13 protein-coding genes are annotated in these 16,366 nt (G+C 31.1%); all 13 read left to right on the top strand.

Going from position 1 to position 16,366, the window contains the following annotated elements; all coding sequences use genetic code 11:
- The first annotated feature begins 156 nt into the window (after positions 1–156).
- The 13 genes from B0A75_RS14860 to B0A75_RS14800 all read left to right on the top strand — a co-directional run bounded on the left by B0A75_RS14860 (position 157) and on the right by B0A75_RS14800 (position 16,204).
- Positions 157–483: a helix-turn-helix domain-containing protein gene (locus B0A75_RS14860; RefSeq protein WP_089055065.1), complete on the top strand. Its 327-nt coding sequence runs from the start codon at positions 157–159 to the stop codon at positions 481–483.
- A 37-nt stretch (positions 484–520) separates the two neighbouring features.
- The gene (locus B0A75_RS14855; RefSeq protein WP_089055064.1) at positions 521–940 is read left to right on the top strand and encodes a hypothetical protein; all 420 of its coding nucleotides are present in this window, start codon (positions 521–523) and stop codon (positions 938–940) included.
- Between the two features lie 136 nt (positions 941–1,076).
- Positions 1,077–2,639 (top strand): type I restriction-modification system subunit M, encoded by a 1,563-nt coding sequence (locus B0A75_RS14850; protein ID WP_089055063.1) that lies wholly within the window; start codon positions 1,077–1,079, stop codon positions 2,637–2,639.
- Entirely contained in the window at positions 2,639–3,907 is a 1,269-nt protein-coding gene (locus B0A75_RS14845; protein WP_089055062.1) for a restriction endonuclease subunit S, read from the top strand. Before B0A75_RS14850 ends, B0A75_RS14845 begins: the two co-directional genes overlap by 1 nt.
- A gap of 2 nt (positions 3,908–3,909) precedes the next feature.
- Positions 3,910–4,530, top strand: a complete 621-nt coding sequence (locus tag B0A75_RS14840; RefSeq protein ID WP_089055061.1) for a DUF1737 domain-containing protein — start codon at positions 3,910–3,912, stop codon at positions 4,528–4,530.
- A 108-nt stretch (positions 4,531–4,638) separates the two neighbouring features.
- Positions 4,639–5,313: a hypothetical protein gene (locus B0A75_RS14835; RefSeq protein ID WP_089055060.1), complete on the top strand. Its 675-nt coding sequence runs from the start codon at positions 4,639–4,641 to the stop codon at positions 5,311–5,313.
- Positions 5,300–5,908, top strand: a complete 609-nt coding sequence (locus B0A75_RS14830) for a hypothetical protein (protein WP_089055059.1) — start codon at positions 5,300–5,302, stop codon at positions 5,906–5,908. Before B0A75_RS14835 ends, B0A75_RS14830 begins: the two co-directional genes overlap by 14 nt.
- Before the next feature lie 11 nt (positions 5,909–5,919).
- Positions 5,920–8,793: a type I restriction endonuclease subunit R gene (locus B0A75_RS14825; RefSeq protein WP_089055058.1), complete on the top strand. Its 2,874-nt coding sequence runs from the start codon at positions 5,920–5,922 to the stop codon at positions 8,791–8,793.
- Between the two features lie 67 nt (positions 8,794–8,860).
- The gene (locus tag B0A75_RS20720) at positions 8,861–10,876 is read left to right on the top strand and encodes a cytidine/deoxycytidylate deaminase family protein (protein WP_244284407.1); all 2,016 of its coding nucleotides are present in this window, start codon (positions 8,861–8,863) and stop codon (positions 10,874–10,876) included.
- A 293-nt stretch (positions 10,877–11,169) separates the two neighbouring features.
- Complete coding sequence (locus tag B0A75_RS14815) at positions 11,170–12,270, top strand: Fic family protein (RefSeq protein WP_089055057.1); 1,101 nt, start codon at positions 11,170–11,172, stop codon at positions 12,268–12,270.
- Between the two features lie 67 nt (positions 12,271–12,337).
- The gene (locus B0A75_RS14810; RefSeq protein ID WP_089055056.1) at positions 12,338–12,595 is read left to right on the top strand and encodes a HigA family addiction module antitoxin; all 258 of its coding nucleotides are present in this window, start codon (positions 12,338–12,340) and stop codon (positions 12,593–12,595) included.
- Positions 12,596–12,721: 126 nt separating this feature from the next.
- A complete protein-coding gene (locus tag B0A75_RS14805) occupies positions 12,722–13,081 on the top strand; it encodes a hypothetical protein (RefSeq protein ID WP_089055055.1) in 360 nt (119 codons plus the stop codon).
- Positions 13,082–13,414: 333 nt separating this feature from the next.
- Positions 13,415–16,204, top strand: coding sequence for a type I restriction endonuclease subunit R (locus B0A75_RS14800; protein WP_089055054.1), 2,790 nt, complete (start codon positions 13,415–13,417; stop codon positions 16,202–16,204).
- Positions 16,205–16,366 lie beyond the last annotated feature (162 nt).

Here is a 16,366-nt window from a genome sequence, read left to right as displayed (position 1 = left end):
TATTTATTTATTTATTTATTACTACAGTTCTACATTACTATAGTCCTATAGCAATATACTTATCAGTTAAATCTCAATCTATAAACACACAAAAACATGAGTAATATATTACTCATTTATCCTTGTTTTGCTAATTTATAACTTAAACGTTACATAATGGAAGATATAAAATCTCTAGAAGAATACATGCTTCTAATTGGTCAGAAACTTGAAATGCTACGCCAAAATATGGATTTCATACAAAGTGACATCACTGATGAAGTCGGAATAAGTAGAAAAACTGTTAGCTCTATAGAGAATGGAAATAATTTTTCAGTTGAAAATTTAGTAAAATTATTAATTACTTATAATCGAATAGAACCTTTTTTAAACGCCCTTACTCTACCCTATGATTTTGACATTAAGCAGTATAAAAAAGAACTGAAAGAGTTTAATAAAAAGTATAAAAACGAATGGTGGTTCAATCAAAAAAAAGAAGATTAATAGTTAGAGAATTATACTTTAAAAAAAATAATGCACTATGGAACAGTATTGTAAACTTATGAATGAATATTCCGGAACAGAATTATTTAAAGAAATTATTCATTTTATGGATATGTCTTTTCCTGAATGGAAAACCAACCGAGGTTTAGGGTTTACCTCTTTAGAGTTTGTAAGACATTCTATTGATTTTTTAAGTCAATGCAACCTAGAAAAAAACGAGAAAGTGTTCAATATCGGATCTTTGAAGATAATATATTTGAGTTTAGTAGAAGACTATGAGCGTTTTAAAACAGAGTATAAGTTAGTTTTTTCATCTTTTGTATTGGATAGATTCACTGCTGAATATGCTGATGAAATTGAAGATGAATATTTGACTGATTTTAGGTATAATTATTTGTATGATATTTTTTTAAAGCAAGAATTTGAAAAAGTGACTTATGATTTCCAATGTAAATAACATTTAGTGAAACTATAACCTCATTAAAAGAAACTAGAAGAAAGATATTTCTTTACTTTTTACGGTTTTCCACTTTCGACTTCCATATTTAATCAATATTTTAGCGGTTATTAAAATTCAAAATAATAATTGCTTAATGGCAGCCGAACAAAAACAAAAATTAGAACAACAACTCTGGAATATCGCTAACACCCTTCGCGGAAAAATGGATGCAGATGATTTCAGAGACTACATATTAGGTTTTATCTTCTATAAATACCTGAGTACAAAAATGGATTTGTACGCCAACGAAATACTTAAACCAGACGGCTTAACATTTCAGCAAGTTTTAGGTCATACTGACGAAGCTTTGTTGATGGAAGAATTGAAACAACTAGCTATCGATAAGTTAGGTTTTTTCTTAGAACCATCTGAATTGTTTTCAGAATTAGCAAAAAGAGGAAACGCAGGCGGAAAAAACAATTTTATCCTGGGCGATTTAGCCAAAGTATTGACGCATATTGAGCAAAGTACAATGGGTTCTGAAAGCGAGGAAGATTTTGGAAACCTATTCTCTGACTTGGATTTAACTTCGCATAAACTTGGAAAATCTGAGACTGACAAAAACGAATTGATCGTAAAAGTACTGATACATCTTGACGAAATAGATTTTGATTTAGAAAATACCGACAGCGATGTTCTGGGTGATGCCTACGAATATTTGATTGGCCAATTTGCAAGTGGAGCTGGAAAAAAAGCAGGCGAATTTTATACGCCACAACAAGTAAGTAACATTTTGGCGCAATTGGTTACGGTGGGCAAAGACAAATTAAAAAGTGTTTACGACCCAACTTGTGGTTCTGGGTCATTGTTATTGCGTGTTGCCAAAGAAGTAAAAGATGTAAGTGCTTTTTACGGACAAGAAATGAATCCTACGACCTATAACTTATGTCGTATGAACATGATCATGCACGATGTGCACTATAAACGTTTTGATATCAAGAACGAAGATACGCTAGAACGTCCACAGCATTATGATTTGCGTTTTGAAGCCATTGTTGCCAATCCGCCTTTCTCAGCAAACTGGAGTGCGAGCCCTTTGTTTATGAACGATGAACGTTTTTCTGCCTACGGAAAACTAGCACCAAGCAGTAAAGCCGATTTTGCTTTTGTACAACATATGGTGCACCAACTGGAGGAAAACGGAACGATGGCAATTGTTTTGCCACACGGTGTTTTGTTTCGTGGTAGTGCCGAGGGACACATACGTGAATATTTGATAAAAGAAAAAAATTATCTCGATGCCGTAATAGGTTTACCTGCCAATATTTTTTACGGAACTGGCATTCCGACTTGTATTTTGATTTTGAAGAAAAAACGAACCAATGCCGAAAACATTTTGTTTATAGACGCCAGCCAGCATTTTGAGAAGGTAAAAACCCAAAACGTGTTGCGTACTGAGGATATTGACAAAATTATCACTACTTACGAAAACCGCACCAACAAAAACAAATACAGCCATATTGCTTCTTTGAGCGAGATCGCGACCAACGATTACAACCTAAACATTCCTCGTTATGTAAATACGTTTGAAGAAGAAGATGCCATAGATCTAAAAGCGATAACAACCAAATTGAGAGATTTGGCTGTAGCCGAAAAAACTACCTGTGCGACTATTGCAAAGTTTTGTACCGAATTAGGAATTGAAACACCATTTTAATGAGTACAGCAACTTTACATAAAGAAAAGAAGGAAACTTTGGTGCCGAAATTGAGGTTTTCTGAGTTTCATAGTGAATGGAAAACTGAAAAGTTTTCTGTTTTACTAAAAGAAGGTCGCTTAGGGGGAAACTATGAAAACTCAGAATCTAATATTGGAATACCCGTTATTAAAATGGGAAATTTAGGAAGAGGTGAAATAAATATTAATAAAGTTCAATTTTTACCTGAAAATATTGAATACAACAATGAGGATGTATTAAAAAAAGGGGATCTATTATTTAACACCAGAAATACTTTAGAATTAGTTGGAAAAGTATCGATTTGGCGAGAAGAACTGCCTTTAGCACTTTACAATTCGAATCTTATGCGTATGAAGTTTAATAGTGATATTGAACCTTCAAACCATTTTATGAATTATAACTTTAACACTAAGAATTCAATAAACCAACTACGTCGTTTTGCAACAGGTACAACAAGTGTAGCGGCTATTTATGGAAAAGATCTAAAAGCTTTTGATATAACATACCCAACCCTTGCAGAACAACAAAAGATAGCTTCTTTTTTAAGTGCTGTCGATGAAAAAATCCAGCAGCTTTCTCGCAAAAAAGTATTATTAGAACAATACAAAAAAGGTGTAATGCAGCAAATGTTCTCTGGGAAATTGCGGTTTAAAAATGAGAATGGGAATGATTATCCGGATTGGGAGGAGAAAAAGTTGGGGAAAGTTGCAAACAGAGTTATTAGAAAAAATAAAGAAAATAATCTTAATGTTTTAACGATTTCAGCACAACTTGGATTAGTTAATCAACTAGAATATTTCAATAAATCTGTATCAGCAAAAGATGTTACAAAATATTATTTATTAGAAAAAAATGATTTTGCATATAATAAAAGTTATTCAAATGGCTATCCAATGGGAGCTATTAAAAGACTTAAAAAATATGACAAAGGAGTTGTTTCGACTTTATACATATGTTTTTGTTTTAGTAAAATGGTTTCATTGAATTTTATGGAGCACTATTTTGAATTTGGGCTTCATAATAAAGAAATCGAAAAGGTGGCTCAAGAAGGAGCAAGAAATCATGGATTATTAAATATTGGTGTTAACGATTTTTTGGATATTTCATTGAATTTACCATCATTAATAGAACAGCAAAAAATCGCCAATTTTCTATCCAGTATTGATAAAAAAATAGAAAGTACCAATCAACAAATCATCCAAACGCAAACGTTTAAAAAAGGGTTGTTGCAGCAAATGTTTGTGTAATTATGAATAGAAAAATTATAGATTATATAGTTGTAGAGTTTGTGAAAGTCAGACATGAAGAGACCCCGCATTATTCTATAACACACAAAGGAGAGGAGCTTAAAGTAGCCTTAAATATTAAAAATCTAGAAAATGAAATTTTAATTCTTGAAAATAATAAAATACATCGCAAAGAAGTAATTAAATACATTGAGGAACTTTTGAGTAAGGTTGAAGATTTTGCTACTTATAAAGTTTCTGAGGATGATATTTTGTTTTATAGAGCGAAATACAATGATTCGTATCCAATAACTAAAATAACCTATTATGATTTTTTAGATGAAAATGAGGATGAATATTATAGAACAGAACTTAAAAAAGAAGTTCAAATAAAGGAGAAAGAAATTGCCGCTCTTGATAAAAAAATTGCAATTATCAAAAATGAATTGCAGAAGCTAAAAATTAAAGAAAGTGTCATAATAGAAAATAATAGAAGTCTTGATTTTGAAAATTTCCGTACTGACTTTGAAAAAAGTGTACTATACTATTTAGAAAAAGGATATGAGCCTCAAGGCGGAGTTTCAATTTCAAAAAACGATTCTAATTATCTGGTTTATGGTCAGGCAATGGTTAAATATGAATAATCAACTTAGCCGATAAGGTTCTAAGGAAAAGTAGAAACATCAAATGAACGAAATACAAAGTTTTAATAAAGGCTTGTTTGGGGTAATACTTGCGTAAAATAATATTATATGATTTCATACTTCCACAAAAGAAAGGGTACTTTGGGCCCATGTGAAGATAGCTTAACAGCGGTAGTTTTTGATACACTAAAATATTTACCCGTAGAAATGTTTTGGTCGATTCTTAAGGGTTCGCTGTACCACGATAAATTACCTGCCTATTCAGGTAATGTGCTATCTATTTCATTCTGGGACAAATGGAAATCTAAAAACACCTCTAATTCTAATTTTGTTGAACCTGATCTTTTTATGCGATTTAATGAATTTGATGTCATTATTGAAGCAAAAAGACACAATGAAAAACAACAAAGCAGCGCTCAAATGGAAAATGAAATTCAGGCTTATTACAATGAATACGATCAAGAGGGTAAGCCCTTATATTTTATTCAATTAGGAGGTTTACACCATATAAACGACGAGCCTGATTATTGCATCCACGACAAAAACGTTGTTATTTGTAAAACCAACTGGTCAAAATTATTAGAACAAATAGTTTCAGAAAACAATCGAGTTAAAAATAGCGACAGTAGTATTTTTGCCGCCTACAGCCGTATTCTTGAAGATTCAATCAATGGTTTTGCACTTCATCAATACTACAAAAAAAGGTGGCTCAAAAACTTAAATGTTCAAAAATCAAATCATAATCAATCTTTAGAAAATCTATTCCCTTATGTCAGAAAATAATACTGATACCTTATTAGAAGTACGCAAAGCTTATCGTCTTTTATTTGAATATCAAACAAGAATTTTAGATTTAGTTGATTTCATTGGAAGCTCTTATGGTTACAGTTATAATGGAGGTTACTCCAAATTCAGTAATGGAAGTCCAAATAATGGTACGGGAAAATTAACCCAATGGGCCTGGGATTGGCTTAGCATGTATTTTTACGAATTTAACTTTGGAAGAAAAGATGAAAATACTTTTGCCGTATTTATAGTAAATGATACCGGATTCTTTCAAACAAGAAAAAAGGGTAAAGTTTCTAAAACAAAAGTTAGTTCTTTTGATACGGTTGAAAATTCTAAAACAAAATTAATTTTTGTAGTTGGAAAAAATACTTGGGATGGATGGGGAGTAATGTGGGATCAGGATGATTTTATTTTAAAGAAAGAAGGCCACAAAGAATACGAAGACAAAGACAAAATAATGCTTTTCAAAAGCTATCCATTAGAAGATTTTTTTGACGAAGACAATGCCATTGAAAATCTAAGAGACTTTGAAAATTATTGCAAAAATTTGAAAGTAGATTTTAAATACAAAGAAAAAACGGTATCCTAAAAACACCACAAATGAGTCATCAATCCGAAGCCGTATTAGAAAATAACTTAATCAAGCAATTGGTTAGTCTAGGGTTTGCATCTGTAAAAATACAAGATGGAGAATCTTTGGTTGCTAACTTAAAAAGTCAACTTGAATTTTTTAACAAAACTACTTTTACGGCCAAAGAGTTTGATGCTATTTTGAATCATCTAGCCAAGGGTAATGTTTTTGAAAAAGCCAAAACGCTTCGTGATCGTTTTCAATTTACAAAAGAAGATGGTACTTCATTTTATGTCCGCTTTTTTAATACCGAAGATTCAAATAAAAATTTATATCAAGTTACCAATCAAATAAGTTTGAAAGGTAGCTACAAAAACCGTTTTGATGTAACGCTTTTGGTAAATGGCTTGCCTTTGGTACAAATAGAACTGAAACGCTCCGGAATTGAAATCAAAGAAGCTTTCAATCAAATCAATCGCTACCAAATGCATTCTTTTTGGAGCAATCATGGTTTGTTTCAATACGTGCAAATGTTTGTAATAAGCAATGGCGTAAACACCAAATATTTAGCAAACAACAAATTACAATCTGTTAAACAAACTTTCTTTTGGGCAGATGCCAATAATAAAAATATCACCGACTTAACCGCATTTGCTGCTAGCTTTTTAAATCCTAATCATTTGGGTAAAATGATATCTCATTATATCGTGATAAACGAAACTCACAAGGTAATGATGATTTTACGTCCGTATCAATTTTTTGCTACGGAAGCGATCATTCATCAGGTTAAAAATTCTAATGACAACGCTTATATATGGCATACAACAGGTTCGGGTAAAACGTTGACTTCGTTTAAGGCAAGTCAAATTTTGATGGAATTGCCAGAAGTTTACAAAGTAGTTTTTGTAGTCGATAGAAAAGATTTGGATTATCAAACGATGAATGAGTTCAATGCTTTTAAGAAAGACAGCGTTGATGTTACTGATAATACACAATCTCTTATCAGGCAATTAACAGACAATACAAAATTGGTTTTAACTACCATTCAGAAATTAAACAATGCGGTTTCAGAACGCTTCAAAGGCAATATTGAACCATTAAGACATAAAAAAATCGTTTTTATTTTTGATGAATGCCACCGCTCTCAATTTGGAGAAACTCACGAACGCATTACAAAATTCTTTGAGAAAAGTCAGTTAATAGGCTTTACAGGAACGCCCATATTTGCAGAGAATGCTGCAAAAAATGATTTAGGAAAACGAACTACAAAAGATTTATTTGGCAACTGCTTACATAAATATGTTATTACCGATGCTATTAGAGATCAAAACGTTTTGCGTTTTGGAATTGAATACGTTGGAAAATACAAAAACAAAAGCAATGCTTTTATTGACATCGAAGTTGAAGATATTGATAAGCAAGAAGTCTTAGATTCCAACAAAAGAATCAATAAAATTGTTGATTATATCATAGCTTATCACAATCAAAAAACCTTTAATAGAGATTATTCTGCATTGCTGGCGGTAAGTAGCATCGATAATGTAATCCAGTATTACGATCTTTTTCAGCAAAAAAAAGAAGCTGGAGAACACGATTTGCGCATTGCAACTATTTTTACCTATGGTACTAATGAAGATTCAGATGAAGCGCAGGATTATCTTCCGGACAACGATCTTGATATGGCAGCAGAACCTCCTACTCCATATCAATCTAGACATACAAGAGATAAACTAGAAGCATACATTGGAGATTATAATAGCATGTTTGGAACGAGTTTTACAAACAAAGACAGTTCGTCATTTGAAAAATATTTTCAGAACATAAGTAAGCGATTAAAAAATCGTGAAAAAGAAAATTTCAACAATGAGCAAGATCGTTTAGATATCGTGATTGTTGTAAATATGATGCTTACTGGTTTTGATGCAAAAAAAGTAAACACACTTTATGTAGATAAAAACTTAAAGCAACATGGCTTAATCCAAGCTTATTCGAGGACAAATAGAATTTTAGGAGAACAGAAATCACAGGGAAACATTTTATCATTCAGAAACCTTAAAAAAGCAACTGACGATGCTATTACTTTATTTTCGAATAAAGATGCAATCGAAGTAGTTACAATGCCTGACTATGAAAAGATAGCGGAGAAGTTTGACGAAGCATTGAAACTATTGAGAGAAATAACGCCAACTTATCAAAGTGTAGACAATTTAGAAAGTGAAGAAGATGAAGCGCAATTTGTCCAAGCTTTCAGAAAATTAATGCGTGCCATGAACGTATTACAATCTTACACTGATTTTGATTGGGAAGACCTAGCAATTGACGAGCAGGAATTTGAAGATTTCAAAAGCAAATATCTTGATTTATACGAAAAAGTAAAACAAGACAATCAGAAACAAAAAACTTCGATACTTGATGACATTGATTTTGAATTAGAATTAATTCATAGAGATCAAATTAATGTTGCTTATATTTTAAAGTTATTAGCGCAATTGAAAAGCGCTAAAACGGTAGATACAGCAACCGCTCAAAGAAAAGTTATAATCGACTTATTAGGTGGCGACATTCAACTAAGAAGCAAAAGAGAGTTGATTCAGAAATTCATTGATGAGAATATGCCAAACATAAAAGATGGTGATTCAATTGAAGATGAATTTGAAAAATTCTGGCAAGATCAAAAAGTCTTAGCATTAGGAAAACTATGCGAAGAGGAACATTTAGACAAGGCACAATTCAAAGCTCTGATTGATACTTATATCTACAGTGGTAGAGAACCAATAAAAGATGAAGTTTTTCAATGCTTAGATAATAGACCAAGCGTTCTACAGGCTCGTGCAATTGGTGATAGAATAATTGCTAAGATGAAAGAGTTTGTGGAGATTTTTGTTAAGGGAATGATGGCCTAGTAATTACAAAAATTAAAATAGTTTTCAAATTGATAATATATAGAACAAAATAAAAAATAAAAAAAGAATGAAATTAGATCAGTTATATTCACTAAGAAAAAACTTCACTATAATTGGACTTACTGGAAAAGTAGGTGCTGGAACTTCAAAAATTGCGGAAATATTATCCGCCAAAGATTATATAAAAAATTTAGATATATCTTCTTTTAATTTAGATGAAAATAAACCTGAAGATTTAAAAGTTAAAATTTCTTATAATTATCTAAAGAGTAATGAAAACTGGAGAAACTTTACAGTCATTGAGTATAAATCTGTATTGTTACTTCATTTATTATTTGAATGCGTTTATGCGACAAGAAATACTAATTCGATTAACGATGCGATTAAAATGTCATTTTCAATAATTGGACAGAATGGGAAAAGTGGAAAATACAAAGAGATCTACATAAATAGATTTGATATAAGTGAGGACTACCAATTACTGGGCGATTACCTTTATAATAACAACAAATGGTTTGACGAGATTAGTAAAATTGATTTTGACCAATATGATACGTTAAATAAATATTTGAAAGCAAATAAAACTGAAAGAAAAATATACTTATTATTTTATGCGAATTTTACTAAATTTTCTGAAGGTTTTTATGACGTTTTAAATAAATTAAACTTTACAAAACGAACTAGATTATTACATGATTTAGCTAATAATTTGAGACTTTATGGTAATGTAATTAATGTTGAAAGTGGAGAGAAAAACTTAACACATATATACACAGTAGCAGAAACAATCAATTATTTAATAAAATTATGGAAATCAAATAATTCGCGTGATACAAAAATCATAATAGATTCTTTAAAAAACTCATTGGAACTTATGTATTTTAAAGAGAAATTTTCAGCATTTTACATGGTTGCTGTTAACAAAAGTGAAGCAGAAAGAAAGAAATATATTTCTGATAAATTATTAAAAATTATTGGTGAGGACACTAGTTACAAACACTTTAAAGAAACACTTAAGCTAGGTGACTCGGAATATGACGGGACAGATTTTAGCAATGGTGAATTTGCATATCCAGATATTGAAAACTGTATTCAAAAAAGTGAATATCATTTATTTTTCTCAGAAAATGATAAAAAATTTGATATTAATAGACAATTAATAAAATTTATTTCACTTATAAATCAGCCAGGTATTATTACTCCTTCAGCAATTGAAAGATGTATGCAAGTTGCTTATAATGCCAAGCTAAACTCTGGTTGCATATCACGTCAAGTTGGAGCCGTTGTAACGGACGCAAATTTTTCAATTAAATCTATTGGTTGGAATGATGTTGCTGAACATCAATTACCATGTAACTTAAGATCTGTTGAAGATCTAATTAATGACAAAAATCCTAGTCATTTTAGTGATTATGAAAAAGAAGGAGGAAAATTTAAAAAAGGTCCGGACATTCTAACGTTTAAAGAACTCGTGTCCATTGATTTTAAGGATTTAAATCATAAAGAAAAAGAATTAGGAGGAAGAACATGTAGCTTCTGTTTCAAGTCTCATCTAAACACATATGAGGGAGAAAAAAATCAAGTACATACCAGATCTTTACATGCCGAAGAAAATGCTATGATGCAAGTGGTTAAAAACGGAGGATTAGGCTTAAAAGGAGGTAATTTATTTACAACTGCAAGCCCTTGTGAATTGTGTTCAAAAAAAGCTTTTCAACTAGGAATCAAAAATATTTTTTATATAGATCCCTATCCAGGTATTGCGACAAAACATATTTTAAAAAGTGGAATAGACTCGAAACAAAATCCTGAATTATTAATGTTTCAAGGAGCCGTAGGTAAAACGTTTCATAAACTTTATGATCCTTTTATGCCTTATAAAGATGAGCTTGCAATTTTAACAGAGATCAAACCAAAAATTCCACAATCTGTAAGGAATAAGAAGTTAAAAAGTATTTTAACTGATAAAATCCAAGATAAAGATCTTAAAAATATTTTAGAAGATATCTTTAATGATGAGAACACCGCATTTGATAACATAATTGATCTATTAAAAAAAGGTGTCGAAGTGAATTCATTATAATATCAGGAAATATCAAATTTTAATTTTAGTTAAATACAAAGTATGGTTAATAATAAAATGAAAAGGAAATTACTTGTATCTTTTGAAGTAATTGAAAGTAACTTTGTAAACTAGATAACAAAAAGCCTGTAAATTTGGTATTTACAGGCTTTTTTGTAATATACATATTTCAAATCATTTTTATTTGTAACCACATTTTATTTGTAATTGAAATAATGCGGTGATCTTACCTTATAATCACCGCATTATTTGCGGAGAATAATTACTATATTTACCGCATAAACAAAAAAACAATGGCAATCTACATTCATCAAATTAAAAATTGGCCTAATCTACAGTGGAATGAGCAAGAATTTAATTTGTTATTAAGCGAAGTTAGAATCTTGCAAAGCAAACTTATGGGCAAAGTTGAGTTGTTGGGTTTCGAACTAAAAGACGAAGCCAACTTAGAAACTTTGATACAAGATGTAATACAAACTTCAGAAATAGAAGGAGAAATATTAAATCCTGAACTGGTTCGTTCTTCAATAGCAACAAGACTTGGTCTGCAATATTCTGGTCTAGAACATTCAGATACACACGTCGATGGAATCGTAGAATTAATGCTTGACGCTACGCAAAACAACAATAAAACATTGACAGATGAGCGCTTGTTTGGTTGGCATGCTGCACTATTTCCAACAGGAAGAAGTGGTATGCATAAAATTGAAGTTGCCTATTGGCGCTCAGGAGACATGCAAGTTGTTTCAGGTGGCATAGGTCGTGAAATAGTTCATTATGAAGCCCCAAAAGCTGAACAATTGGCATTAGAAATGAAAAATTTTATAGATTGGTATAATGTCAACCAAAATCTAGAATCATTGCTTAAAGCGGCACTTGCTCATCTTTGGTTTATAACCATCCACCCATTTGATGATGGTAATGGAAGAATAGCCAGGGCAATTACTGATATGCAACTTTCAAAATCCGATGGGGTAAATCAAAGGTTTTACAGTATGTCAACTGAAATCAATAAACAAAAGAAAAGCTATTACACCATTTTAGAACGAACTCAAAAAGGCGATTTAGACATTACAGACTGGATTATTTGGTTTTTAGAATGCTTAAAAAATAGTATTCTTCACTCGAGTGTGATAGTCGACAAAGTGGTTAAAAAGCATCATTTTTGGGTAAAATATGCAAGTAAAATAAGTAATGAACGTCAACAAACTATGCTTAATAAACTTATGGATAATTTTGAAGGCAACTTAAATACTAGTAAATGGGCAAAAATGGCTAAAACTTCTCCAGATACTGCTCTTAGAGATATAACCGATTTAGTCAACAAAGGTATTTTGATTAAGGCTGATTCTGGCGGAAGAAGTACTCACTATATTTTAAACGACAAATTCTAAGAAAATCAAATAAAACAATCATTATAAAACTTAAATTTGTCACTTCATCATTCTAAACCTTTGAGTCATGGAAAGAAAAATGAGAAACGTTCATCCTGGAGAGATTTTAAAAATGGAACTTATTGAAGGAAGAAAACTTTCAATGCGTAAAATTGCGAAATTGCTAGACACTTCACTTTTAAGTATTTCTAATATTTTAAATGGTCGAGAAGAAATCACTCCAACCATAGCATTAGGACTTGAAAATGTTCTTGGAGGTAAAGCAGATTTCTTTTTACGTCTGCAGGCTACTTATGATTTAGAAGAAGTAAAGAAGAGAAATTAATATTATTCTTTTCTTTCAATTATTCTAAATACTCATTTATGAATAATATCACTACACCTCTTGTACACCTCTACCCTCGTAGACCCTTACAAATAAAAGAAAGTTAGATATTGCATCGGGAAATAAATGACAATACAAGATTTAGTCGGTGACTATTCTATTTCAGGAAAGAATCAAGACGAAAACCATGAAATTACCTATAAAGGTGTTTTGAGTTTATCATTAGATAAAAACAATAGAATTAAAGCGAAATGGCTTATTAATAATTCACAAGAACAAAAAGGTTCTGGTTTCTTTAAGGACAATATTCTGGTTATCAATTTCAACTACAAAGATGAAGACAACAAAACTTACAAAGGAGTTGCTGTCTATCGATGCCTAACCAAAGATGTTCTGGATGGATTCTGGTCTGAAAAACACGGAAATCCGCTCTACTTAGGTGCTGAACACTGTTTGAGGATAAAAAGTATTGAAAAGCTAAACTAGTCATCAAGAAAAAACAAACACTTTGTTTAGTGAATCTTGAATATCCCTTACTGCTTACAATATTAAATAGAAGTTTTTCAATTTAGTATAGTACTTTTTAAGCCAATAGATTTACTTTAAGGAATAAAAATAGAAAGATATTTCTTAATTACTTTATGGTTTTCCATATTCATGTTTAAATCATTTTCTGTATGTTTGTATTTTGAGTAGATATAGTTTTTCTAAATATTAAGAAAGAATTAATATTATTTAGAAAAAGTATAAAATTTATAAAAGCCATCAAAATCTTCATTTTTTTGCATGGCTACTTAGTAAAAAATTTATTTAAGTTAAATGATCAATCAAAATCCTGAACAAATCGCTAGAGACAATATCGACAAACAGTTGATACTTTGCGGTTGGATCATTCAGGATAAGAAAAAAGTAAATCTTGCAGCAGGGCTTGGAATTGCTATTCGAGAATATCAAACGGATATTGGTCCAGCTGATTATGTCCTGTTTATAGATAGAAAAGCTGTTGGAATTATTGAAGCAAAACGTGAAGAAGAAGGTCTGCATCTTACTTCTACAGTTCAGGAACAATCTGTTCAATATGCCAATGCTAAATTACGTTTATTGAATAATGATCCTTTGCCTTTTGTGTATGAAAGTACGGGCGAGGTTACCCGTTTTACAGATTATAGAGATCCTAAACCGCGTTCTCGAAATGTTTTTACATTTCATCGTCCTGAAACCTTTAACCAATGGATTAAAGAATCAAAAACATTAAGAGGCCGTTTACACGATATTCCGGATTTACCAATAGATGGATTGCGCGATTGTCAAATCACAGCTATAACTAACTTAGAGAAATCATTTAAAGAACAAAAGCCCAAAGCTTTAATTCAAATGGCAACCGGTTCAGGAAAAACCTTTACTGCCATATCATTTATATATCGCTTACTAAAATACAGCAAAGCAAAACGAATTCTTTTTTTGGTAGATACTAAAAACTTAGGCGAACAAGCCGAAGGAGAATTTCGTTCTTATACTGCTAATGAAGATAATCGTTTGTTTACAGAATTATATGGTGTTACAAGATTAAGCAGTTCTTTTATTCCTAATGACAGCCAAGTGTACATAAGTACAATTCAGCGTATGTATTCTATTTTGAAAGAAACAGAATTAGATGAAAGTGAAGAAGAAAAAAATCCAAATGAAATAGCTTTTGAACCAAAAACACCAACTCCGGTTGGATATAATGAAAAAGTGCCAATTGAGTTTTTTGACTTTGTAGTTATAGATGAATGTCATAGAAGTATTTATAATTTATGGAAACAAGTTTTAGATTATTTTGACGTTTTTCAAATTGGTTTGACAGCAACTCCAGATAACAGAACTTTTGGTTATTTTAATCAAAATTTAGTTTGTGATTATGGTTATGAAAGAGCTGTGATTGATGGTGTCTTAGTTCCGTATAATGTATTTACTGTTGAAACAGAAATTACCCGAAACGGAAACATAATTAAACTTGGCGAAAAAGTAGATAAGCGCGAAAGATTAACCCGAAAAAAATTCTGGGAAAGTGTAGATGAAGATATAGAATACAGTGGTAGACAATTAGACAAAGACATTGTAAATCCAAGTACAATTAGAACAATTATAAAAGCCGTAAAAGAAAATTTACCCGCAATGTTTCCTGATCGACTAGATTCAAACGGAAATTTTGAAGTTCCTAAACTTTTAATCTTTGCAAAAACAGATAGTCATGCAGAAGATATAATTGAAATTGTCCGTGAAGAATTTGCTGAAGAAAATAAATTCTGCAAAAAAATAACATATCGAAGCGATGAAGATCCTAAATCTGTTCTTCAGCAATTTAGAAATGATTATTATCCTCGTATTGCTGTAACTGTCGATATGATTGCGACTGGAACTGATATTCGCCCGCTTGAAGTTTTGCTTTTTATGCGAGATGTAAAAAGTAGAAGTTATTACGAACAAATGAAAGGTCGCGGGACAAGAACTTGTTCTATTGAAGAATTGAAAGCAAAAGGAACACCATCTGCAAAATTCAGTAAAGATCATTTTGTAATAATTGATGCAATTGGAGTTGAAAATTCTCAAAAAACAGATAGCAGACCTTTAGAAAAAGCTCCTGGCGTTTCTCTAAAAAATGTATTGGATTCTATTGTAATGGGAAACACATCTGAAGATATGTTGACAACATTAGCCAATCGTTTAATACGTTTAGAAAGACAGCTTTCAGAAAAAGACAAACTCAAATTTGTTGAACAATCTAACGGATATACAATTAATCATATTGTTAAACAATTGCTTAATGCGTATGATCCTGATACCATTGAAAAGACTGAAATAGCAGTTAAAACAAAATTGCGAGGATTTGCGCCCCTTGAAATAGAGCAAAATATAGAACAAGAAAGAAAGCTTTTAATCGAAAATGCCGTAGGTTTCTTTGATAATCCTGATTTAAGAGAGTTCATAATTGATGTTCGTAAAAAATATGATCAGATTATTGATGTAGTAAATATTGATACCATTACTAAAATTGGCTGGGTAAAAGATCAAAATGAAGAGGCCAGTACAGTAATAACCGATTTTAAAAATTGGATCGAAAATCATAAAGATGAAATAACTGCTTTGCAAATTTTTTACGCACAAGATTTCAGACATCGAAGTTTTACTTATAAAATGATAAAGGATTTATGCGAAAAACTGAAAGCAGATAAACCATTATTAGCACCATTAGCAATTTGGAAAGCGTACGAACAATTAGAGAAAACAAATGGATCTGCTAAAAATGAATTAATCGCTTTGGTTTCTTTAATTAGAAAAGTAATAGGAATTGATACCACACTAACATCTTATGACAAAACAGTAGATAAAAACTTTCAAGACTGGATTTTCAAAAAAAACGCAGGAAAACACAATGCTTTTACTGAAACACAAATGCAATGGTTGCGAATGATGAAAGATTATGTTGCCAATAGTTTTAGTATAGAAAAGGACGATTTCGACTTAAGCCCTTTTAATGCTGAAGGTGGTTTGAGCAAAATGTGGCAATTGTTTGGAGAAGAAACAGATGAGATTATTAAGGAATTAAATGAAGTTTTAGCAGCTTAAAGACTTAAATTTGCCGCAACTTTAAAATATAAAAACACTTGAAAAAAAATCTTCATATGAAGAAATCCTCTGATAAAAAAAATTAAAGGTTTAAAAATAAAGGAACTGAGAGAATTTTTCGAGATTAAAAGCGGAAAAATCAATCTAAAGTTATCAATCCTA

Source organism: Flavobacterium oncorhynchi (genome assembly GCF_002217355.1).
Classification (GTDB): Bacteria; Bacteroidota; Bacteroidia; order Flavobacteriales; family Flavobacteriaceae; genus Flavobacterium; species Flavobacterium oncorhynchi.
Note: the sequence above shows the minus strand (reverse complement) of the source record. Positions and strands in the feature narration are given on the sequence as shown.

Excerpts from the sequence above, each read along its gene's own strand:
- B0A75_RS14860 (WP_089055065.1), top strand. The coding sequence starts at position 157 with ATGGAAGATATAAAATCTCTAGAAGAATACATGCTTCTAATTGGTCAG.
- B0A75_RS14855 (WP_089055064.1), top strand. The coding sequence starts at position 521 with ATGGAACAGTATTGTAAACTTATGAATGAATATTCCGGAACAGAATTA.
- B0A75_RS14850 (WP_089055063.1), top strand. The coding sequence starts at position 1,077 with ATGGCAGCCGAACAAAAACAAAAATTAGAACAACAACTCTGGAATATC.
- B0A75_RS14845 (WP_089055062.1), top strand. The coding sequence starts at position 2,639 with ATGAGTACAGCAACTTTACATAAAGAAAAGAAGGAAACTTTGGTGCCG.
- B0A75_RS14840 (WP_089055061.1), top strand. The coding sequence starts at position 3,910 with ATGAATAGAAAAATTATAGATTATATAGTTGTAGAGTTTGTGAAAGTC.
- B0A75_RS14835 (WP_089055060.1), top strand. The coding sequence starts at position 4,639 with ATGATTTCATACTTCCACAAAAGAAAGGGTACTTTGGGCCCATGTGAA.
- B0A75_RS14830 (WP_089055059.1), top strand. The coding sequence starts at position 5,300 with ATGTCAGAAAATAATACTGATACCTTATTAGAAGTACGCAAAGCTTAT.
- B0A75_RS14825 (WP_089055058.1), top strand. The coding sequence starts at position 5,920 with ATGAGTCATCAATCCGAAGCCGTATTAGAAAATAACTTAATCAAGCAA.
- B0A75_RS20720 (WP_244284407.1), top strand. The coding sequence starts at position 8,861 with ATGAAATTAGATCAGTTATATTCACTAAGAAAAAACTTCACTATAATT.
- B0A75_RS14815 (WP_089055057.1), top strand. The coding sequence starts at position 11,170 with ATGGCAATCTACATTCATCAAATTAAAAATTGGCCTAATCTACAGTGG.
- B0A75_RS14810 (WP_089055056.1), top strand. The coding sequence starts at position 12,338 with ATGGAAAGAAAAATGAGAAACGTTCATCCTGGAGAGATTTTAAAAATG.
- B0A75_RS14805 (WP_089055055.1), top strand. The coding sequence starts at position 12,722 with ATGACAATACAAGATTTAGTCGGTGACTATTCTATTTCAGGAAAGAAT.
- B0A75_RS14800 (WP_089055054.1), top strand. The coding sequence starts at position 13,415 with ATGATCAATCAAAATCCTGAACAAATCGCTAGAGACAATATCGACAAA.